This is a genomic window from Cupriavidus pampae (assembly GCF_914271485.1).
GTDB classification, from domain to species: domain Bacteria; phylum Pseudomonadota; class Gammaproteobacteria; order Burkholderiales; family Burkholderiaceae; genus Cupriavidus; species Cupriavidus pampae.
Window position 1 is genome coordinate 194348 of record NZ_CAJZAG010000011.1, and the last position, 21723, is coordinate 216070.

20 protein-coding genes are annotated in these 21723 nt (G+C 63.8%); 9 read left to right on the top strand and 11 right to left on the bottom strand.

Annotated features, from left to right (window positions below; all coding sequences use genetic code 11):
* A complete protein-coding gene (locus tag LDO41_RS26405; RefSeq protein ID WP_223993733.1) occupies positions 1-1578 on the bottom strand; it encodes an aldehyde dehydrogenase (NADP(+)) in 1578 nt (525 codons plus the stop codon).
* Positions 1575-2216 (bottom strand): isochorismatase family cysteine hydrolase, encoded by a 642-nt coding sequence (locus LDO41_RS26410; RefSeq protein ID WP_223993734.1) that lies wholly within the window; start codon positions 2214-2216, stop codon positions 1575-1577. Before LDO41_RS26410 ends, LDO41_RS26405 begins: the two co-directional genes overlap by 4 nt.
* 170 nt (positions 2217-2386) lie before the next feature.
* On the opposite strand from LDO41_RS26410, the gene LDO41_RS26415 reads away from it, so the two are divergent.
* On the top strand, positions 2387-2881 hold the full coding sequence (locus LDO41_RS26415) for a winged helix-turn-helix transcriptional regulator (RefSeq protein WP_223993735.1): 495 nt from the start codon (positions 2387-2389) through the stop codon (positions 2879-2881).
* Positions 2882-2897: 16 nt separating this feature from the next.
* Here LDO41_RS26415 and LDO41_RS26420 read toward each other — a convergent pair whose 3' ends face one another.
* Positions 2898-3959, bottom strand: a complete 1062-nt coding sequence (locus tag LDO41_RS26420; RefSeq protein ID WP_223993736.1) for a VWA domain-containing protein — start codon at positions 3957-3959, stop codon at positions 2898-2900.
* A gap of 74 nt (positions 3960-4033) precedes the next feature.
* Between LDO41_RS26420 and LDO41_RS26425 the strand changes: the two genes are divergently transcribed.
* The 4 genes from LDO41_RS26425 to LDO41_RS26440 are packed head-to-tail and all read left to right on the top strand — an operon-like array spanning position 4034 to position 8243.
* The gene (locus LDO41_RS26425) at positions 4034-5098 is read left to right on the top strand and encodes a S1C family serine protease (protein ID WP_223993737.1); all 1065 of its coding nucleotides are present in this window, start codon (positions 4034-4036) and stop codon (positions 5096-5098) included.
* 13 nt (positions 5099-5111) lie between these two features.
* Positions 5112-6125 (top strand): AAA family ATPase, encoded by a 1014-nt coding sequence (locus LDO41_RS26430; protein ID WP_223993738.1) that lies wholly within the window; start codon positions 5112-5114, stop codon positions 6123-6125.
* Positions 6103-7155: a DUF58 domain-containing protein gene (locus LDO41_RS26435; RefSeq protein ID WP_223993739.1), complete on the top strand. Its 1053-nt coding sequence runs from the start codon at positions 6103-6105 to the stop codon at positions 7153-7155. Before LDO41_RS26430 ends, LDO41_RS26435 begins: the two co-directional genes overlap by 23 nt.
* Positions 7152-8243 carry a VWA domain-containing protein gene (locus tag LDO41_RS26440; protein WP_223993935.1) on the top strand — a complete coding sequence of 364 codons (1092 nt, stop codon included), beginning with the start codon at positions 7152-7154 and terminating at the stop codon, positions 8241-8243. The genes LDO41_RS26435 and LDO41_RS26440 overlap by 4 nt, the downstream gene beginning before the upstream one ends.
* A gap of 146 nt (positions 8244-8389) precedes the next feature.
* Here the strand turns inward: LDO41_RS26440 and LDO41_RS26445 are convergent, their stop codons facing one another.
* The 3 genes from LDO41_RS26445 to LDO41_RS26455 form a co-directional block, all read right to left on the bottom strand.
* Complete coding sequence (locus LDO41_RS26445) at positions 8390-9058, bottom strand: hypothetical protein (RefSeq protein ID WP_223993741.1); 669 nt, start codon at positions 9056-9058, stop codon at positions 8390-8392.
* Between the two features lie 573 nt (positions 9059-9631).
* Positions 9632-10123, bottom strand: coding sequence for a hypothetical protein (locus tag LDO41_RS26450; protein WP_223993743.1), 492 nt, complete (start codon positions 10121-10123; stop codon positions 9632-9634).
* Complete coding sequence (locus LDO41_RS26455; protein ID WP_223993745.1) at positions 10120-10614, bottom strand: hypothetical protein; 495 nt, start codon at positions 10612-10614, stop codon at positions 10120-10122. The genes LDO41_RS26450 and LDO41_RS26455 overlap by 4 nt, the downstream gene beginning before the upstream one ends.
* A 261-nt stretch (positions 10615-10875) precedes the next feature.
* On the opposite strand from LDO41_RS26455, the gene LDO41_RS26460 reads away from it, so the two are divergent.
* A complete protein-coding gene (locus LDO41_RS26460) occupies positions 10876-11643 on the top strand; it encodes a glycine betaine ABC transporter substrate-binding protein (protein ID WP_223993747.1) in 768 nt (255 codons plus the stop codon).
* Positions 11644-11701: 58 nt separating this feature from the next.
* The gene (locus LDO41_RS26465) at positions 11702-11989 is read left to right on the top strand and encodes a putative quinol monooxygenase (RefSeq protein WP_223993749.1); all 288 of its coding nucleotides are present in this window, start codon (positions 11702-11704) and stop codon (positions 11987-11989) included.
* 13 nt (positions 11990-12002) lie between these two features.
* On the opposite strand, the gene LDO41_RS26470 is transcribed toward LDO41_RS26465, so the two are convergent.
* The 4 genes from LDO41_RS26470 to LDO41_RS26485 form a co-directional block, all read right to left on the bottom strand.
* Complete coding sequence (locus LDO41_RS26470) at positions 12003-13151, bottom strand: OpgC domain-containing protein (protein ID WP_223993750.1); 1149 nt, start codon at positions 13149-13151, stop codon at positions 12003-12005.
* A gap of 406 nt (positions 13152-13557) precedes the next feature.
* Positions 13558-14460 carry a LysR substrate-binding domain-containing protein gene (locus LDO41_RS26475; protein WP_223993751.1) on the bottom strand — a complete coding sequence of 301 codons (903 nt, stop codon included), beginning with the start codon at positions 14458-14460 and terminating at the stop codon, positions 13558-13560.
* A 101-nt stretch (positions 14461-14561) separates the two neighbouring features.
* Positions 14562-15788 carry a metal-dependent hydrolase family protein gene (locus LDO41_RS26480; protein WP_223993752.1) on the bottom strand — a complete coding sequence of 409 codons (1227 nt, stop codon included), beginning with the start codon at positions 15786-15788 and terminating at the stop codon, positions 14562-14564.
* Between the two features lie 85 nt (positions 15789-15873).
* Positions 15874-17193 (bottom strand): MFS transporter, encoded by a 1320-nt coding sequence (locus LDO41_RS26485; protein ID WP_223993753.1) that lies wholly within the window; start codon positions 17191-17193, stop codon positions 15874-15876.
* A gap of 184 nt (positions 17194-17377) precedes the next feature.
* Here LDO41_RS26485 and acnA point away from each other — a divergent pair, with 184 nt between their 5' ends.
* On the top strand, positions 17378-20038 hold the full coding sequence (acnA, locus tag LDO41_RS26490) for an aconitate hydratase AcnA (RefSeq protein WP_223993754.1): 2661 nt from the start codon (positions 17378-17380) through the stop codon (positions 20036-20038).
* Complete coding sequence (locus tag LDO41_RS26495; protein ID WP_223993755.1) at positions 20035-20919, top strand: GntR family transcriptional regulator; 885 nt, start codon at positions 20035-20037, stop codon at positions 20917-20919. The genes acnA and LDO41_RS26495 overlap by 4 nt, the downstream gene beginning before the upstream one ends.
* A 15-nt stretch (positions 20920-20934) precedes the next feature.
* Here LDO41_RS26495 and LDO41_RS26500 read toward each other — a convergent pair whose 3' ends face one another.
* A complete protein-coding gene (locus tag LDO41_RS26500) occupies positions 20935-21675 on the bottom strand; it encodes an SDR family oxidoreductase (RefSeq protein WP_223993757.1) in 741 nt (246 codons plus the stop codon).
* Positions 21676-21723 lie beyond the last annotated feature (48 nt).

Genomic DNA, 21723 nt, shown 5'->3' on the forward strand with positions numbered 1-21723 from the left:
TCAGGCCTTCGACAGTTCGCCGTCGTTCAGACGCCAGAGCCCACGCGGGTTCGCGCGCTGCAGCGCTTCCGGCAACAACTCGTCAGGGAAGCCCTGGTACGTGACGGGCCGCAGGAATCGCTCGATCGCGCCCATGCCCACCGATGTAAAGCGGCTGTCCGAGGTGGCCGGGAACGGACCACCGTGGATGGTCGCGTACGAAACTTCCTGCGGATGCGCAAACGCGTTGATCACGATACGGCCGGTGCGGCGTTCGAGAATCGGCAGCAAACGCGTGGCCAGTGCATGGTCTGCGCGTTCCAGATGCATGGTCGCCGACAACTGACCGCGGAAACGGCGCGCGATGGCCAGCAGTTGCTCGTCGTCGCGCACGCGGACCAGCAGCGCCGACGGACCGAACACTTCGTCGAGCAGCGCGGGTGTGTCGAGCAGACGTGCGCCATCGACCTCGAACAGGAACGACTGGCCATCCCACTCACCGGTAGGGCCGGCACCCGCGGCAATCTGCTCTGCGCCCGCGGCACGCTGCGCTTCGACGTTCTTGCGATAGGCGAGGTTGATGCCCGGCGTGAGCATGGTGCGCGCCTGCATCGCGCTGATGCGCTCGATCATCGCCTGCTTGAGCTCGCTGTAGCCAACACCGTCGATCGCCAGCAGAATCGCCGGCTTCAGGCACGCCTGGCCGACATTGACGAGCATGCGTTCGGCAAACCCATCACCGATGGTCGCGCCGCGTTCGAACAACGCGATTGGCAGGATAAACGTCGGATTGACGCTGGTCATCTCGGTGAATACCGGGATCGGATCGGGACGCTGCTGCGCGCGGCGGTACAGCGCCATGCCGCCGACTTCGGAGCCGGTAAATGTCACGCCCTTGATCAGCGGATGATCGACCAGCGCTTCGCCAATCGCATTGCCTTCGCCACGCACCATCGAGAACACGCCTTCATGCAGACCCGAATCCTTGACGGCCTGTTGAATCACGCGCGCCTGGATTTCCGAGCCACCCGGATGCGCGTTGTGTGCCTTGACGATGACGGGCGCGCCGGCGGCCAGCGCCGATGCGGTATCGCCACCGGCCACCGAGTACGAGATCGGGAAATTGCTCGCGCCGAAGATAGCGATCGGACCCACCGCGATCTTCTGCATGCGGTGATCCATGCGCGGACGCGGCTGACGCTCGGGCTGCGCGGGATCGATCGCGGCCTGACGGAAGCGGCCCTGCCGTACGACGGTGGCGAACTGACGGAATTGCGTCGCGCTCCTGGCGGCTTCGCCCAGGAACTGCGCGGCTGGCAGGCCAGTCTCGAGCGAAATGCGCTCGGCCAGTGCGGGCGCGTTGGCATCGAGGCCATCCGCAATGCGATCGAGGAACGCCGCACGGACCTCGAGGCTGGTCGCATTGTAGCTATCGAACGCTTCGTCGGCCAGTTGCACCGCGCGTTCGACCTCGGCCGCGCCGCCCAGTGCGAAGTCCGGACCGAACTTTTCGTTGGTGGCTGGGTTGAGCGCCTGCAGGGTGCCCGCGGTGGCGCCCACTTCGCTGGCGCCGATCAGAAGATTACCGGTGAGTTTCATGCTGCGCTCCCTTGGGTCGTAGGCAGTGCTGCAATGACTTCTGCCGTGGTCAGGATTTCATGGGCGAACGTGGGACCGTTCAACTGGTGGGCGGCGTGCATCAGCTCCTTGCTGAAGGCCGCCGTGGCATCGCGTACCAGCGTCACGTGATAGCCGAGTTCCATCGCGAAACGCGAGGTCGACTCGATGCAGGTATTGGCCAGCAGACCGATGACGATCACGTGCGTGACACCCTGCTGCTTGAGCTGGAAGTCGAGGTCGGTGTTGGCAAAGCCGCTCTGACCCCAGTGCTCCTGGATGATGATGTCGCCGTCCTGCGGCACGAAGTCGGGATGCCATTCGCCACCGAACTCGCCCTTGGCAAACGTATGACGCTGCTGAATCAGGCGTTGCGTGGGGTTCGGATGATCCCAGTTGTCGTAATCGCCGGGCTGCCAGCGACGATGCGGTACGTAGAACACCGGAATGTCCGACGCGCGGGCGGCGCCGACGGTGGCGCGCAGGTTGTCGATCAGCTTCACATCGTCAGCCACGTCGCGCAGCATCGGAAACAGCTTGCCGCCGTGGGAGAGGAAATCGTTGTACGGATCGACCAGCAGCACGCCGGTTCTTTCCGCGGGATATACGGGGTTGGACATGTTGGACTCCATTCGGACGCCGGGGCGCGTCGGTGAGTCGAAGTATAACTATGAAAATCATAGTGTCAAGAAACACGAGGGATTGCGGGCGATGAGGCACACTCTCCCAGCTCGGCATACTCGCCGAATCTGTGTTACTATGAAATCAATAGTGACTAGCGGAGGCGATCGTGACTGGCACGAAGCAAACGGCGGACACGAACTGTCCGGTGGCGCGTTCGGTCGATGTGGCCGGCGATCGCTGGACCATCCTCGTGTTGCGCGAGCTCTATATGGGCGCGACGCGTTTCGAGGAAATCCAGATTCAGACCGAGGCCACGCCACAGATGCTGGCCTCGCGTCTCAAGGCGCTGGAGGCGGATGGCATGGTCGCGCGGCATCCGTACAGCGAGAAGCCGCTGCGCCATGAGTACCGGCTGACGGACAAGGGCTGGGCGTTCTACCCCGTTATCTACGCGCTGCGCGCGTTTGGGGAAAACTGGTGCAAGCACGATGAAGAGGTGGCGATGCACTTCGTGCACCGCGCCTGTGGTCATGACGTCGGCCTTGCCAACGTGTGCCCACACTGTGGCGAACCGGTGGAGCGCAAGGATCTCGATGCGACGATGGGCGAACGCTTTGCTGCCGAACGCACGGCGCGGCGCGAAGCGTTCCGTCGCCGATAGGGTCAGAGCGCGTCGGTCAGCGGCGGAACCAGAGAATCGATAACGTTCCCGCCAGCACCAGCAGCAGTACCGAAGCCGCCGCAAACAGCGCGCTGATTTCAGTCTCCCTGCGCTCCAGCGCGAAGCGGGCCGTCAGTTGCCGATACACCTTGGTCAGGTCCGCAGCCGATCCCGCCTGAAAATACTCGCCACCGGTCAGGGTCGCCACCGCGCGCAACGCTGGCTCGTCGAGCTGCATAAAGTACGAAAGGCTGTTGTCGCCGCCGGTCACCCCCTGCGGCGAACCGAACCCCACGGTGTAGACCCGCACGCCGCGCTGCGCGGCCATACGTGCCGCCTCGATCGGATCCGGGCCGGTCGTGCGACGCCCGTCGCTGAGCAGGATCACCGCACCGTGCCGATATGAGCCAGGCTCCGCCGGCGGCCGTTCCTGCTGACGCTTGCGCGCCGCATCGGCGGCCGCGGCTTCGTCGAGCGAGCCGGGGCGGCTGCCACGCTCCCACGCGCCATTGAACAGGATGTTTTCGAGGTCGATTCCATCGTCCGGAAACAGCACCGCCAGCGCCTGGATCAAACCGCTTCCGGTTGCGGTCCCACGTTGAAGCTGGAACCGATCCAGTGCATCGAGCATGTCCTGCCGATTGTTCGTTGGCGGTTGCACGACCGTCGCCGTGGTGGCGAACGACACGATGCCCAGGCGCACACTGGACGGCAATTCCACAATGAGGTCACGCGCCGCCTGCTGCGCGGCGACGATGCGCGAGGGCGCCACATCGGTGGCTTCCATGCTGCGCGACGTATCGACGGCCAACACCAGCGTGAGCACATCAGCGGGCAATGTCACGGTTGCGCTGGGGCGCGCGCACGCGAGAATCGCCGCAGTCAGTGCAAAAAAGAAAAGCAGAGGTGGGATGTGTCGCCGCAGACGTTGGCGAGGACCTAATGCAGCGCGCGGCAGAGCAAGGCTGGCATAAAGGAGCGCGATTTTTTTCCGCCGAGCGAGCAGATACACGTAGGCGGCTGCCAGCAACGGGAGCGCAAGCAGCAACCAGAGCAATTGCGGCCAGATGAACTGCATGCCGTGCTCCTTGGCGCGTAGACAAGAGGATGGTACTGTATTTTTGAAAGCGGTACGGGACGTCGGAGGCTGCAATGAAGCGCGTGGCGATCTACGGATGGATCTCGGTGGCGATCGCACTGGTGTTTGCGGCCGGTGTGGGGACCGTCTGGCTCACGCAGCCCAAGCTGCGCGTGCTGACCCAGGCAGATATCGACGCTGCCGTACTGCACACGCTGACGACGAAGAGTCTGCCGTCGCGCACTGCGCGCGCGGCGGAGGCGGTGCGCGAATCGGTGGTCGAGATTCGTGGCTATTCGCCATCGGAGAAGACGCTCGCAGCCGCCTCCGCGCCAAACGCACCCAATATCGTCCCCAGGGACGACCCCAAATCCCGCAAGCCCGAGAAAAAAGCGGAAAAGAAGCCCGACAAGAAGGACCAGGGTCACGACCGCGCGGGCAAATCCGCCAAGCCGCCCCCACCCGGCCCCGCCCGGCCAGACGAACTGGCGAAGGATCCGGCGCGCGATGCCACGAAAGATCCGACCGGTGGCAGGGACAAGTCCAACGACAAGCGCAAGGAAGCCACCGGCCCCAAGGGTGCGCCGGCGGGCGATGACGAGCCGAGCCACATCGGTTCGGGTGTGGTGGTGACCGAGAGTGGCACCGTCATCACCAACTATCACGTGGTTGCTGGCGCGCGACGCATCGAAGTCCGGTTCCATGACGGTTACATCGCCGAGGCCACAGTGGTGCAGGCGATTCCCGAGAAGGACCTCGCCATCATCAAGCCGATGTCGATTCCCGACGATCTGCCTGCGGCCACGCTCGGCAACAGTCGCGACCTGGCGCCGGGGTCGGAAGTCGTTGCGGTCGGCTTCCCGTTCGGCATCGGTCCGTCTGTTTCCGCCGGTGTAGTCTCCGGCCTCGATCGAGAATTCATCTCGCCGGACAGCAAGGTCAAGCTGGACAAGCTGATCCAGTTCGACGCCGCGGCCAACCCCGGCAATTCGGGCGGTCCGCTCGTCAACATGAACGGCGAGGTGGTCGGCATCGTCACCGCCATTCTCAACCCCAGTCAAAGCGGCACCTTTATCGGCATCGGCTTTGCCATCACGATCGAAAGTGCCGGCGGTTCCCTCGGATCTTCTCCTTTCTAAGACGCGGAGGCCTATGAACGACCAAGCCCGTGGTGCTGCGGACAGCGCCAACATGATGGAGCGCCTGCTGTTCGAGGTGAAACGTGTCGTAGTCGGTCAGGACCATTTTCTCGAGCGCGTGCTGGTGGCGATGCTCGCGGGCGGCCACCTGCTCGTGGAGGGCGTGCCGGGGCTCGCCAAGACACTGACGGTGAACACGCTCGCGCGCACGATGAGCGGTACGTTCAAGCGCATCCAGTTCACGCCCGACCTGTTGCCGGCGGATCTGATCGGTACGCGCATGTACAACCAGGGCACCGGCGAGTTTTCTACCGTGCGCGGCCCGGTGTTCGCGAACCTGCTGCTGGCCGATGAAATCAATCGGGCACCGGCCAAGGTCCAGAGCGCGTTGCTCGAGGTCATGCAGGAGAAGCAGGTGACGATCGCCGGGGAAACGCACCGTGTGCCGACGCCGTTCCTCGTGATGGCCACGCAGAACCCGATCGAGACCGAAGGCACGTACCCGCTGCCGGAAGCGCAGGTGGACCGCTTCATGATGAAGGTGCTGGTCGGTTATCCGAGCGAGGAAGAAGAGGTTGTCATCGTCAACCGCGTGACGGGGCCGCGCATCAATGTCGGCGCCATCGCCACGCCGGAACTGCTGGCCGGTCTGCAGGAGGAATGCCGCCGCGTGTACGTGGACCCAGGGTTGATCCAATACGCGGTGCGCATGGTGGCCGCCACGCGCAAACCCAGCGCGTACGGGCTGGGCGACATGGACCGCTACGTGACATTTGGCGCGAGCCCGCGCGCGACCATCGGCCTGATCGAGGGCGCACGCGCGCTGGCGTATCTGCGCGCACGGCACTACGCGCTGCCCGAAGACGTGATCGACCTCGTGCCCGACGTGCTGCGTCACCGGCTGGCGCTATCTTACGAAGCGATGTCCGACGGCGTCACGCCCGATCAATTGATTGCGCGCATCCTGCAGGTATTGCCTGTACCCGAACGGCCGTTGGAATCCCATGTTCGGGCGGCTGCGCGGTAAGCGCGAGCGCGGGCAGAGCGCCGCGCCCCCTTCTCCCCCGCCAGTGCCGGAGTCCGGCGAGCGCGCGGGGCTCGGTGCGAGCCATACCGAGGCGCTCGTGCGCCGGCTCGAATGGACCGTGGTGCGTCGGCTCGACGGGTTGCTGCAGGGCGACTACCGTACGCTGTTCCGCGGCTTCGGCCTCGACCTTGCCGATCTGCGCGAATATCAACCCGGCGACGACGTGCGTCATATCGACTGGAACGTAACGGCACGGCTGCAGGTACCGCATGTGCGCGAGTTTCAGGAGGATCGCGAGGTATCGGTCTGGTTCCTGCTCGACCTCAGCGGCTCCATCGGCTTTGGCTCGGGCGAGGTGACCAAGCGCGATCTGTTGAGCGATTTCACCACGGTGATGGGATCGCTGCTCACGCGCTATGGCAATCGCGTTGGCGCGGTGCTTTATGGTGGCTCGCACGGCAAGAACGATGGCAAGACCAAGGACGCTGGCGCCGCCGTGATTCCGGCGCGCGCCGGTCGCCGTCATCTGCTGCATCTGATCGACCGCATGCGCGCGACGCCATCAGCTTCACCGGGCGACACACAGTTGCGCGATCTGCTCGATCGCGCGCGCGGCGTGGCGCAGCGCCGCTCGGTGATGTTCGTGGTCTCCGATTTCATCAGCACGCCGGGATGGCAGGAGGCGCTCGGCATGCTGGCGCGTCGTCACGAGGTGGTGGCGGTGCGGCTTGTCGATCCGCTGGAGACCGCGATGCCCGACCTCGGCCTCGTGGTGTTGCAGGATGCGGAGACTGGCGAGCAACTGTTCGTCGACACACACGATCCCGCTTTCAGAAAACGCTTTGCCGAAGTTGCCGAGGCACGTGAGGCGGAACTGCGCCAGGGCTTTGCACGCGCTGGCGTGGCATGCCTGACGCTATCCACGTATGCGCGGCTCGATCTCGCGCTGCTGCACTTCGCGCGTCAGCAACATCATCGGCAGAATGCCGGCCGAGCCGCCGCCGAGAGCGCGGTCAAAGGAGCGGTCTGATGGACGCGATGGAGCGCCTGCCCGTCCTCAGCTTTCTGTGGCCCAGCCTGCTGTGGTTGCTCACGCTCGTGGTGTTGCTGGCGGCAGGATACGTATGGCTCGATGCGCGACGGCGGCGCACCGCCATCGCGTATCCCGCGTTGAAGACGATCGGGCTCGTGCCCAAATCCGGCGCGGGATGGCGGCGGCATGTGCCACCGGTGCTGGCGCTATTGGCGCTGACATCGCTCGTGGTGGCAATCGCGCGACCGCAGGCCGTGCTGGTCTTGCCGTCGCGCATCGAGACCGTGATCCTCGTTATCGATCTGTCGGGCAGCATGCGCGCGCAGGATATCAAGCCAAGCCGCATTCGCGCGGCACAGCAGGCGGCCAAGGTACTCGTCAACGCGCAGCCCGCGCGCGTGAGCACTGGCGTGGTGGCAATGGCCGGCACCGCGGCGCTGGCACAGGCACCGAGCCGCAGAAAGGATGAAGTGACGATGGCGATCGATCGTCTGCAGCCGCAGGGCGGCACGGCGCTCGGCAACGGTTTGCTGATCGCGTTGACCGCGCTGCTACCGCAACTGAACAACGATGCCGCGCGCATGCTCAGCGACGATGAGGATGCGATTCCGGTACGCAAGCCGAAATCCGCGGCCGGCGCGGCAAGCGCCGGCGCTGCGTCCGCGCCGGAAGCCGCGCAGCCGGGATCTTATGCAGCAGGTGCGATCGTGCTGTTCTCGGACGGCGAAAGCAACGCCGGCCCCGCCGCGATGCAGGCCGCGAAACTGGCTGCGGAGAACGGTGTGCGCATCTACACCGTGGGGATTGGCACCACCGACGGCGTCGTGCTCAAGGTGGACGGCCTGTCGTCACGCGTCAAGCTCGACGAACAGGCACTCAAGCAGGTGGCCGACGCCACCAACGGCGAATACTTCCGCCTTGAAGACGCGAGCAAGCTGAGCAGGGTCTACGAGGCGCTACACGCCAAGCTCGCGATGGGCAAGCGCGACCAGATCGAAGTCACCGCATTCTTCGCTGCGTTCGGCGCGCTGCTGGCAACGATCGCCGGCATGCTGTCGCTGTGGTGGTTCGGGCGCGTGTTGTAACTGCAATGCACCGCGCGATGTCGGCTCGTTCGGCCCAACAGGCGCCGTCTTGCGACGCGGCGGCCAGAACGAGACGATCACGAAGTTTGTGTCGCTATTGCGGGCTGAGGCGGCGGTACGTTGAAGGCTATGCCCCCCTCTGCCGCTCACTTCCTAAGACTCCCAAATGCATTTCGCAGAGTCGCGATTCGCAAGACATCCGCATCGAAGACCGGAGTGGCCGTGCTCGTAGCCCAATCAAGAAACTGCCAAAGCGGCTCCGCGACGGCGCGCACTGGCAATACCGCGCAGCCCGGAAGAAGCGCTATTGCCAACCCGTCGGGCGCATAGGACGGTTGCCGGTCGAGCCAGGAAATTTCGATATCGTCGCCCACGCGACGAAAGTAAACGTCCGGGTAAAGCGCGCTCGAGTCGGCCGCCCGCAGCGCATGCCGTTGCCACCATTCTTGCGTTAGCTTGTATAGATCATGCTCGGCATCGCTCGACGACGCGATTGTCCGCTTGATTGCCGAGATCGTCGCAACGGCGGCGGAGTCTCCAGACTTATCAAGCCACGCGTACCCTTCCTCATGAAAAAGCCACGTCCATGACGTGATCAACCAGTCCAGCACCGGTGACAGGTACCACGACAAGTGATCTCGCGAGGATTGGCCGAACCGGTTCTCTGTCAGAACCTGATTACCCACGGTGATACGCAAATCGCCCGTAGACCATCCGTCGTCAAGCGGCAGCCGATCGCGCGCCTCGATGTCACTCGTCCATCGTGCGGAGATTTCGAATCGATCTGGTGAGCCAAAGGTAATGAAATCGTTCATGAGACGTCGCTATCCAAAGCCCACCGAAGGTCATTGGGGTTGGCAGTCCAGTACCGCCGAAGGTCGCGTTTCGAGACTTGCCCAGAATCGCGCCATGCCTTGAGAATCGCCGCAGGTACGTTCTCCCACGGAATCGGATAGCCATGCCATGTGCCATCACCGGTGAGTTTAGCCTCAAACGCGATACCGTTCGCCGTAGCATACCGCCTCCGCCCATCCGGCGACTCAACGGATGCCTTCAACATTTGGCAGGCCGCCGTCATATTCCAATCGTGCTTGAATGGATCAGCTGCATAGCTGCCTCCTTCCGTTCGATGCGTCCACTCCGGGCAAAGTGTGCCCTTACGTGTCTCGACCGGTCGGTTCTTGTGTTTCTGCGACCCACGATAGCAAGGCTCCGCCGCGACGCATTCTTCGGCGCCACCATTGTCAGCTTTATTCATCGGTATTGCGAAACGAGATGCTGGAACGCGCGCAGTGTATCAGCGACTATTTGGCAAAGATCTCGCCGTTCTGCGAGTTTCGCCTTCGAATAAAGGATAGTTCTAAGACGATCAGACTTGCCGTAGCAACTCAAGCGGTATGCGTCTGTAGATAGTGCGACAGCTCAATCGCATCATCCAAGCCGATATTCATCACAGTGGCGACGAAAGAAGGCGATCGACCACCCTCGGTCAGTTGCCATTGAGCAAGCGCCTTGAAGAAGGTCGTACCGAAGGTTCTCTCGGAGTCGACGACATAGGTCGCCACATCAGGCTTTTCCGTGCCAAAAATAGAATGGCCAACGGTAGGGATTGAAGCGCGGTTGCCATTCCATGCTTGCCAGAAATCGGAAGTCTCCAATCCTGTCGCAGGCAGACCAAGCTCCCCAGCCACGCGATCGATCTGACGAATGACGGTCACGATCGAGATATCGTATGCCTCGGCGTAGAAGTGAGCGCGCTCCATCCGATCTTGCGATGCCAAGACGCTCGTCAATGCGTCTTTAGCAGCTACATGAGGGAAAAGAAGCTCTTGAGCGAACCGTTCCGCAAAGATCTCTCCGTCTTCACCGTGAAGGATCACGCGCCGGAGATCATCGTTGCGATCTGTTTGCGGTCGTCGCTGGACATCCGCATTACCGTCATCGCGTCGTTCAGCGTGGTCGTGGCCGATCGGATGGCTGAGGTGATTGTTGTCACCGCTTCGCGGATCGCGGTGATCTTCATCTCGCGCTGGCGCGGTGGTGTCGTCTGATCGCCCGCGGCGTCCCTCAGCTCCGCAGCCTTCTCACGCAGTTGCGCCTGCAGTTCGCGGATCTTGATCATTAGCTTTTTGATCTCTTCCGGGTAATTGCTATCCTCGATCGCCTGCGTAGCGGGGTCCTTGCCGCTGTCCGACTTAGACAGTATCCGGCCGCCGTGGGACACAGTGATGCGACCTTGTTCTTCTGGTTTGTCGGCGTCCGTGCCAGAGGCGGATTGCGTCGTGCCTGCCTGGGCTCCCGCTGCCGGAGCGGCCTCGGTTGTCGGTGCCTGCATCGGAAAGTCGGCAGCTACCGGAGAAGTGATATTCATGATGTTCGTCGCCTAGTTTTTGTAATCCCTCGCAGAGTGACCTGCCAGGCTTGCCGGGATCAACGGCGGACGACGCTATCGATTGAGTTCCACCATGTAAAAACTGTTATTCGCAGCTTGGTATTGCCAGGCAGCGCTATCAGGAAGTCGACCGGGCAGTTTCACGCGAACAGTGAAACTGCTGCCCCGCAGTGCGGGGTGATCTACGCCCTGTGTTATGGAACTATTGCTTCCTCGAATCTAATGTAGAGGGCAGCGACTATGTCGGCCGATATCACGATCGTTACTATCGATCTGTCGTTCCACCGTGCGGCCACTGGTCTGGTGAGAGCCACGCTGGAGGACCATGGGGTCACCACGCACGAACTGCTTGCGCCTCATGAAAAGGCATTTGAACTGCTTAAGGCTGGCCAAGCCGATCTCATCTGCAGCGCCTGGCTGCCATCGAGTCATGAAATCTATCTCGCGCCCATCGCTCATGAGGTCGAGAAGTTGACGGTGCTTTATCGGCCGTTCGCCTTTTGGGGGGTGCCTGATTACGTGCCAATCGAGTCAGTGCGCTCGATTTGGGATCTCGCCAACGCGCCCGTCGCTGGACGGATGAGGAAGCTATTGCAGGGCATCGGCCCCGGTGCCGGGATCAGCCGATTTTCTCGCATCGCCCTCGAGCGGTATGGGCTTGCGCAGCATGGCTATCAGTTCGCGAATGGCACGTTGGATGACTGCGTGAGTGCGTACGAGCAAGCTGTCGCGGCAGGCGATTGGGTTACCGTACCGCTGTGGCAGCCGCAATTCCTCCATGAAACCCACCATATTCGCCCCCTCGTGGATCCCTTGGGTGTCATGGGCGTTGTCGATGACGCCACGCTGGTCGCACGCAAGGATCGCCTTGCCAAGTTACCATCGGCCGCCGTGGATGCGCTGCGTGGACTGCAACCAGGAAATAGTACGATCAGCAAGATCGACTATCTGATATCCCGCCAACACCGTGATCCCGTCGATGCCGCACGAGAGGCCACAGCTGCATAACTGACCCCTCATCATTGCGCGAGTCGCTTTACCGATTTATCAACCGAGTCACCTCAACATGCAACCAATCGTCGTTATCGCAACCATTACTGCTCAGCCAGGTTCAGAAAGCATTGTCCGGGACGCGCTCACCACCGCTGTGGCGGCTGTCAGGGGGGAGCCGGGCTGTGAGCAATACGATTTGAACGCCGACACGGAGCGGCCCGGCAGCTTTGTCATGGTCGAACGCTGGAGCAGCAAGGCGGATCTTGAAACTCATGCCAATGCCCCTGCCTTTGTCGCATTGGCCAAGACGATCACCGGCATTGCACAGCTGTCGATTCAGCGACTGACGCCGGTAGCTTGAGTCCGAAACTGGATTATTGCCGTGCGCCAGCCGCCAGCGGCGCGCGGCGCCGCATCACGATGCGGTCCCATATCACGCCCGCGCATAGCAACAGCGCCACCGCGCAGATGTCGCCGAACAGGGCCACCGACTTTGCGGGGTAGCCGCCGCCAAACGCGTACGTCATGCCTTCGATGCCGATCGAGATGACAGAGCCGATGACGAAGCAGAACAGGCTGCGTTTGCCGATCTGCGCCACGGGGCGTAGTGCGAGTGCGAGGTGGTGGAACCAGCCTCGGGTGCCTAGCAGGTAGACCAGCCACGCGATGCCGAGGAAGCTCGCCAGGCGGATCGCGGCGAGTGAGGATTTTTTCTCGCCGAATGAGAGTTCCTGACGCAGCCATTCTGGGGCGATCGCTTCGAACAGTTCGGGTCGCATCCACAGGTACGACACCACGATGCCGAACAGCGTCATCGCCACCGCGAGCCATGTAATCGTGCGGCGTTTGCCGGGGCTGTCGGGCAATACCGCATCGGGTCGCAGGCGCGCGAGCAGGCCAAGGGCGAATAGCAGTTGCCATGCGAACGGGTTGAAGGTCCAGCCGAACTCGGTGGTAGTCGGCAAGGCCTTGCCGAGCCACGGTGCCAGTGCCCACAGCACGACGCTGGTCACGAGGAAGCCGTATGGCGAGCGTGTGGCAAACCCGATGGACACGGGCACCGCGAGCATGAACAGCATGTACATCGGCAGGATGTCCGCGACGTAAGGCTGCCGTGCCAGCGTGACGACCTCGATCAACGTCGAGAACGGGCTCGCGAGGAACGCGGCGATTTCGGTCGCATCGAGCGCGGGTGGTGGCACCGCAAGCCGCGTCAGGATCAATCCGCAGGCCAGCATCAGCAGCGCCGTGACAATAAACGCGCGATAGATCTCCCATCCCCGCCGCAGAAAACGACGCTGCGCGGTGCGTGGATCCTTGCGCTCGGCAATCGCCTGAAAGGCCGCAGCGGCGGAGTAGCCGGACAGGAATACGAAGGCTTCGGCCGCATCGCATGCGGCGAAATTGCGCAGCGTGAACTGACCGAGCACGCTGCCGTCCACGTGATCCACCACGATAAACAGCAGCGCCAGACCGCGAATAAAGTCGATCTCGATATTGCGGTGAGCGGGGGAAGAGAGCATGACATGGACCGGCAGCACGAACGTGGCGGTTCGACTCGCTCACGGCGGTGGGGTTCCGGTGCGCGCATCGTCGCGCATGGCCGGAGCCGCCGGGTCGGTGGCATCGAGCCCTTGCACCTGGCCGAAAAAAACCCCAGGCCGCACGGGGACGGTCTGGGGTTGCAGTTCTGCCTTGCTGGGGCCAGTCGGCCCCGACGCATCCATTTTTGCAATGGGCGTGCCAGGCGGGCGGGGTTGTGGGGAAGGTGGTCCGACTGCGTCGAAAATTGCAATCGGATCAAGGGCTTGGCGCGCGACCAGGTTAGCGGGAGCGGGCGGCGGCGGGCGGTTACGCAGACGGGATTACGTTACGCGTTACGTAACCTTTACGAGACGCGTAACGTCAGCTCAGGCGTATGGCAGGGGCTCAAGCATCCGCGCCGCTTTCCTCGACCAGCCACTGCCGGAATGCGCGCGCGGCGGCTGGCTCGGCGCGGTCGCGTGGCCAGACCGCGTAGTAGCCGCCGCCCATCGAGGCGCTGGCTTCGCACGCGCGTACCAGCACTCCCGCTTCCAGACAGCGGTCGATCATATGCCGCCAGCCGAGTACGATGCCCTGCCCTTCGATTGCCATCTGCACGAGCACGGGATAGGTGTTGACGACGACCTCGCGCTCGACGCGCGCTTCGCGCAGCCCGTTACGCGCGAACCACGCGGGCCAGGACATCCATTGACGTTGCGCGTCTTCGAGCACGAGCAGCGACTCGCGCGGCAGATCGGCCACGGCCAGCGTGCGGCCATTCAGATAGTGGGGTGCGCAGACGGGGAACACTTCCTCGTCGTAGAGCCGTCGCGACGCCACGCCGCTTGGCGCTCCTTCGCGCAGATAGTAGAGACCGATGTCGAAGTCCGTGCCGGCTAGCGAGGCCAGGCTGTCGTTGACGACGAGGCGAATGCGGAAGTCGGGATGACGCGCGCGGAATGCGGGCAGTCTTGGCGCGAGCCATAGCACGGCGACGCCCGAGGAGCATGCGATGGTCAGCTCGACCTGACCCTTGCGCTTCATCACGTCTTCGGTGGCTTCCGCGCAGTCCACCAGCAGGCGTCGCACTTGCTCGGCGTATTGCTGGCCGCTGACGGTCAGGCGCAGTGCGCGCGTTTCGCGGATAAAGAGCTTCTTGCCGAGAAAGCGTTCGAGCTGCGCTACCTGTCGGCTGATGGCGCTTTGCGTCAGATGCAGCTCGGCGGCCGCGCGGGTGAAGCTGCCATGGCGCATGGCTGCTTCGAAGGCGACCAGGCAGGGCAGCGGCGGAAGCGGGGAGATTCGCATGGGCGGTGGCGTGTGATCGGGCAGGGGGTGGCGCAATGGTAAACGCAACCTCCTATGCCCCGCCACTTTGGAACGCCCATGCCGCAGGCCTTCTCAATCTGTCAGCTGCTGTGGACGCGCCCAGCCTGCATCACCAGCTCAATGCGTGTGTCGGGGCCGGCCAATACGCGGATGTCGGTCAGCGGATCGCCGTCGACCACCAGCACGTCTGCCAGCGCGCCAGCCGCGATGGTGCCGAGCTCGCCTTCGCGTTGCAGGATCTGCGCCGCAATCGACGTGGCGGAGCGGACCGCTTCCGCATTGCCGAGCAGCTCCGCGCGAATCAGGAATTCTTCGGACTGGTACTGGTGCATCTCGCCCAGCAGATCCGAGCCGAAGCCCATCGGCACGCCCGCTTCCGCATAGATCGCCAGCGACGCACGACCGGCTTCGCGTACGGTTTCGATCTTGGCCACCGAGTCGGCGGGCAGCCCGAGGCGTTCACCGTCGCGCGCCAGTGCGTCATACGTAATCAGCGTAGGCACTACGAACGCGCCGTGTTCGCGCATCACGCGTGCGGCGGCCAGGTCGACCAGGTTGCCGTGTTCGATCGTGCGCGCGCCGCAACGTACCGCGCGCGTGATGGCGCGGCCCGTGTACGCATGCGCCATCACATACGTCTGCGCCGCTTCCGCCTCGGCAACGATCGCGCGGATCTCGTCCTCGCTGTACTGCGTGTTGCCGATCGGATCGGTCGGCGAGGCCACGCCACCGGACGCCATGATCTTGATCTGCGTGGCGCCCTTCTGAATCTCTTCGCGCACCGCGAGCCGCACCGCATCCACGCCATCAGCGACGCGCGCGATCGCACCCGCGCGGAATGCGCACGAGCACGGCTCCAGCACGTCGCTGCGCGGACGGAAGTCGCCGTGACCGCCGGTCTGCGACAGCGCCTTGCCCGACGGGAAAATGCGCGGCCCCGGAATCAGACCGGTGGCCACCGCCTGCGACAAACCCCAGTCCGCACCACCCGCATCGCGCACGGTGGTAAAGCCGCGTTCGAGCATGCCACGCATGATCGGCATCGCGCGGAACGCGACCAGCACGTTGGGCTGCACCGCATTTACGCCAAGGTTAGCCAGCGAGGCCAGCACGTGCACGTGCAGATCGATCAGGCCCGGCATCACAGTCTTGCCCGTGACGTCGATGACCTTAGCGTGCGGCGCGTGGATCGGCGTGCCAGACACCTCGACGATGCGCTCGCCGTCGATCAGCACATCGTGTTTTTGCCGCAGACTGCCGCGGACCGGATCGAGGACGTTGCCGCCCTTGAGGAGAATCTGAGTCATGGTGGGTTACGTCTTTGCTGCTGGGTTGTGCTGTCCGCCGCGTGCGTGACCGCCGCGGCGTGTTATGAAAATCATGCGCGCCACATTACGGGCGTCGCAGATACGCCGGCTCGCGCACCAGACGCGTACCGCAGAAGCTGATCGCCGCGGCGATCATCACGTAGATCGCGGGCGCCATCGTGCTGCCGGTGCTCGCGATCAGCCACGTGATGAAGAACGAGGCAAAGCCGCCGAAGATCGTCACAGCAAGGTTATAGGCGACGGACAAGCCGGTGGACAGCACCTTGGCCGGGAACAGTTCCGAGAACGCCGCGAGAATCGGCCCCGTGTAAGTCGCGATCAGCACGCCGAACACGATCTGGAACACCAGCAGCGAGAACAACCCCGGCGCTTGGTTGATGTATACGAACATCGGCCATGCCAGCACGAAGATCAGCGCGGCAGCACCGGACAACAGACCGCGACGGCCACGGCGGTCGGCAATCATGCCAACGATCGGCGCGAACACGAGAATCGCCAGACCACCCGCCATGCCCGCGACGAAACCCGTCGATTGCGGCACGTGCAGGACCTTGACTGCGTAGGTCGGCATGTAGAACAGCAGCACGTACGTGCACACCGTCCACAGAATCACCATCGAGAAGCTCGCGGCGGTCTGACGCGGGTAGTCGCGCAGCACTTCCTTCAGCGGCGAGTCGGTCTTGTCGGTCGCGGCCTGGAACGTCGGCGTTTCTTCGAGGTGATTACGGATGTAATAGCCAACCGGTCCAATGATCATGCCGATCAGGAACGGCAGACGCCAGCCCCAGCTGTTGAGCGCCTCGGTGCTCAGCGATGCGGTGACGAACGTGCCCACCGCCGCGCCGAGCAGCACGGCCACGCCGATGCTCGCCTGAATCCAGCTCGAGTAGTAGGCGCGCTGATTCTCAGGCGCGTACTCGGTGAGGAACGCGGTGGCGCCGCCCATCTCGCCGCCGGCGGAGAAGCCCTGCATCAGACGCGCGATCACGATCAGCATCGGCGCAAACAGTCCGATCTGGTCATAGGTCGGTGCAATGCCAATCAACGTGGTGCCCGCCGCCATCAGCAGAATGGTCAGCGACAGTGCCGCCTTGCGGCCCACGCGGTCTGCATAGATACCAAGGATGATGCCGCCCACGGGCCGCATGAAGAAGCCCACGCCGAACGTGGCCACCGCAAGCAGCAGCGATGTCAGTTCGTTGCCGGTCGGAAAAAACAGCTTGGCGATGATCACCGCAAAAAAGCTGTACACGGTGAAGTCGAACCATTCGAGACCGTTGCCGATAACGGTGGCAACGATCGCGCGGCGGCGCTGGCTGGCCCCGATATGGGGTGGCGCACTGATAGGCGGGGAAGCACTGCGGGCAGGGGCGCTGGCTTGCATGGGGTCTCTCTCTCCTTTGGTCAGTCTCAAGTCTCGACTGGGCTCTAGCCGATCTTAGGGTCGGCCTGATGACGCGACAAACGATTGCTGCGCATGCATGCATGACGCCAGCGCATGCATATCGATAGTGGCATCTCGTATGGAAACATTGCATTTTTACGTTAATTTATGCAAAGTAACGGGCATGATGCCATCGCCCCCATCCTCCACGTTCGCTCTGCACGGCCGCACCTATCGATACCTCGATCTGAGTGCGCTACCCGGCATGCATTGGTCTAACCTGCCCGTCGTCCTGCGTCTGCTCCTCGAAAATGTGGCGCGCAATATGGATGGCAACGAGCGTCAGCAAGCCATCGCGGCCATCGCAGCGTGGCTGGACACGGGCACCAGCGAGGCGGAAATCGAGTTCCAGCCGGGCCGCGTGCTGATGCACGACACCACGAGCACCCCCGCGCTGGTCGATATCGCCGCGATGCGCGATGCCCTGGCGGAAGCAGGCGCCGACCCCACTGCGCTGAGCCCCACGCTGCCGGTCGACGCCTCGGTCGATCACTCACTCGCGGTGGAAGTGTTTGCGCGCGGCGATGCGGCCAGCGAGAACCTGCGCATCGAATGCCGACGCAACGCGGAACGCTACAGCTTTCTGCGTTGGGCCTCGCGCGCGCTGCATGGTGTACGCATCCATCCGCCCGGCACGGGCATCATGCATACGATCAATCTCGAGCAGTTAGCCACGGTGGTGGCCACCGAGCAGCGCGATGGCGAGACATGGGCGGTGCCGGACACGCTGATCGGCACCGACAGCCATACGCCGATGATCAATGGCATCGGTGTGCTGGGCTGGGGCGTGGGCGGACTCGAAGCGCAGACGGTGATGTTCGGCCTGCCCGTAATGCAGCGGATTCCGGACGTGGTTGGCGTGCGCCTGACACGCGCGCTGCCGCCTGGCACGTTGGCTACCGATCTTGCGCTGGTCGTTACGCAACGTCTGCGCGCGCTTGGGATCTCTGGTGAGTTCGTCGAGTTCTTTGGACCCGGCGTAAGCACGCTGAGTGCCGGCGATCGCGCGGTGGTCGCCAATATGGCACCCGAGTATGGAGCGACCACCGGCTTCTTTCCGATCGACGCGCGCACGCTCGATTATCTGCGCACCACCGGCCGCGACGCGGCGCAGATCGCGCTGGTACGCGAGTATGCGCGGCGAACGGGCCTGTGGTTCGATCCCGAAGCCAACCCGCGCTATACGCGCGCGATCGAGATCGACCTGTCCACGGTTGGCATGCACGTGGCCGGGCCGCGTCGGCCGCAGGATCTGCTGGCCTTTACGGATACCGCACGCGCGCTGAGCGCGCATCCGCTCGATGAGGCGAGCGCCAGCCATGCACGACCGGTGGCGATGCCGGCCTACCCAGTCGCCATTGCCGCGATCACGAGTTGCACCAACACTTCCGATCCCGCACTGCTGATGGCCGCCGGCCTCGTCGCGCGCAAGGCGCGCGCGCGTGGCCTGACAGTTGCGCCGTGGATCAAGACCTCGCTCGCGCCCGGATCTCCCGCCGCATCGCGCTATCTGGAACGCAGCGGACTGCTGAGCGATCTTGCCGCAATGGGCTTCGATATCGTCGGTTTCGGCTGCACCACCTGCATCGGCAACTCGGGGCCGCTGACGCCCGAGATTCGCGCGGTAGTGGCGCAACGCTCGGCGCGACCCGTGGCGATGCTGTCCGGCAATCGTAATTTCGCGGGCCGCATCCATCCGGATCTCGACCTCGCTTTTATCATGTCGCCGCCGCTCGTGATCGCGTTCGCGCTGGCCGGCGATGCCGCGCGCGACCTGAGCCAGCAGCCGGTGCAGATCGCGCCCGATGGCAGCGAGGTGTATCTCGCCGATCTGTGGCCAACGTCCGAGGAAATCGCCACGGCGCTCGCGACCGGTGCCGACACTGACGACTATGCCGCAGCATTCGCCGAGGCCTCGCGCAATCCGGCGTGGGCCGCATTGCCTGCGTCCGGTACCCCGCGCTATCCGTGGCGGCCCGAGTCCACCACGCTGCGACGCCCGCCGTTCGCGGCCGTCGGCACCGCAGCCGATCCGCAATGGGGTTCGCAGCTCGGTGAGTACGCCGCGTGGCCGCTGCTCGTGCTCGGCGATGACGTCACCACCGACCATATCTCGCCGGCCAGCGCAATTCCGCCGGATAGCTTCGTGGCGGACTTCCTCGTCGCTCGCGGCGACGATCGCGACGATCTGAACGTGTTTGCCTCGCGGCGTGGCAACTGGGAGGTGATGATGCGCGCTGCGTTCTATAACCGCACGCTCGTCAATCTGCTTCAGCCCGATGCGCCCACCGCGCATACCGTGCATGTGCCGAGCGGCGAGGTGCTGCCGATCTTCGAGGCGGCGCAACGCTATCGGCAGGATGATGCATCGGTGGTGCTGGTGGCGGGCGCGCGTTACGGCACCGGCTCGTCGCGCGACTGGGCCGCCAAGGGGCAGCGGCTGCTCGGTATCCGCGCGGTGCTGGCCACGAGCTTCGAGCGCATCCACCGCTCGAACCTGATCGGCATGGGCATCCTGCCGTTGCGCATGCCTGCCGGTATCGATCCGCAGACCCTGGCGATCCAGCCCGGCGATCGCCTGCACGTGCACGCCGATGCGCGAACGCTTGTGCCACGCGGTACGATACCGGTCCGCATCGAGCGTGCAGATGGAAGCGTGGACGTCTTCGACGCCATCGCGGCTGTGGAGACGCGACGCGAAGTCGAGTTGTTGCGCCATGGCGGCGTGATTCCGTCGATTCTGCGGAAGACGCTCGCACAACAAGGTATCTCTGAATCGCCATGAGCCAGGACCGGTCCATCGCCGCACAGGTGGTTGCCCAGATCGTTGAATTGATCCACGCCGAACGCATGGCGGCTGGCACGCATCTGCCCGCGCAGATGCTGGCGGACCGCCTGCGGGTATCGCGCTCACCGGTCAACGAAGCGTTGGCACTGCTGCATGAAAAAGGCATCGTCACGCGCGAGAAGCATCGCGGCTTCTTTGTGGCGCAGCCGGTGAAGACGCTGAGCGCTGCGGAACCCGACGCCGTCACCACTGCTTATTTCCGGATCGCCGAGGATCTGCTCAACGGTGCGTTGCCAATGGAAGTGTCCGAACAGGCCATGCGCACGCGCTACGCACTGACCGCCGCCCAGTTGAACGCGGTGTTGACACGTATCGCGCAGGAAGGCTGGGGCGAGCGCAAGCCCGGCTACGGCTGGCAATTTTCGACCATGCTGACCACGCCGGACTCGCTACTGCAGTCCTATCGCATGCGGCTCGCGCTCGAGCCTGCTGCCTTGCTCGAACCTGGCTATCGGCTCGATGCGCGCACGCTCGCACGATTGCGCGCGGCCGAACAGCACCTGCTCGATGGCGGCATCGAGACCGACACCGCCGATCAACTACACGAACGCGGCGTGCGCTTTCACGAAGCACTGGTCGAGGCGTCCGGCAATGCGTTCTTTATCGATGCCATCCGGCGCGTCAACCGCGTGCGCCGCCTGCTGTCCTACCGCTCGATGCGCGACCGCGCGCGCTACGCCGCGCATGCCCGGCAGCATCTGCATATCCTCTCGCTGCTGGAAAGTGAACGCAACGAAGAAGCGGCGCAGGCGATGCGCGCGCACCTCGAACACACGCTCGCCGCGCTCGCGCGCATCAGCGAGGTGCTGCGCGGCTGACGCACTCTGCCAGCCTTACAACGTCCAACCGCCATCGATCGTCAGGCTCGCACCGGTCACGAAGCGCGCATCGTCGCCGGCGAGGTATGACACCATCCCCGCGATCTCTGCCGGTTCCGCGACGCGCTTGAGCGGGCTCATGCCGGCCAGAATCTCGGTCGCACCCGCATTGATATCGGTGTCGGTCGGACCCGGCTGCACGTTGTTGACCGTGATGCCGCGCGGTGCCAGATCCAGCGCGATGCCCTTGACCATGCCAGCCACTGCGGTCTTGGTCATCTGATAGACACTGGAGCCCGGCGTACGCGTATGCAGCGCGACATTGCTGCCAATCGTAATCACGCGCGCGCCATCGCGCAGATGCGGCACCGCCGCCTGAATCGACAGGTACACGCCGCGCACGTTCACTGTCAGCATCTGGTCGAGGTCTTCGAGCTTGACCGCATCGACGGTCGCCATGCGGAAGATTCCGGCGTTCACCACGGTTACGCTCAGCGTGCCGAAGCGCGCCACCGCCTGTGCCACCGCATCGCGGATCGCGGTCGCATCGGCGCTATCGGCGCGAATCGCGAATGCCTCGCCACCGTCCGCAGCCACGCGATCGACAAGTGCCTGTGCCTTGTCCGGGCTCGACACGTAGGTGAATGCCACCGCGAAGCCATCCTTCGCGAGGCGGGCGACAGTCGCCGCGCCGATGCCGCGCGAACCACCGAAAACGAGTGCGGCCTTGCGTGCCGTGGAAGTTGTCTGTTGCATTGCGATCTCCTTTTTTGATCGATCAGTCCATAACTAGCCAAAAAAATA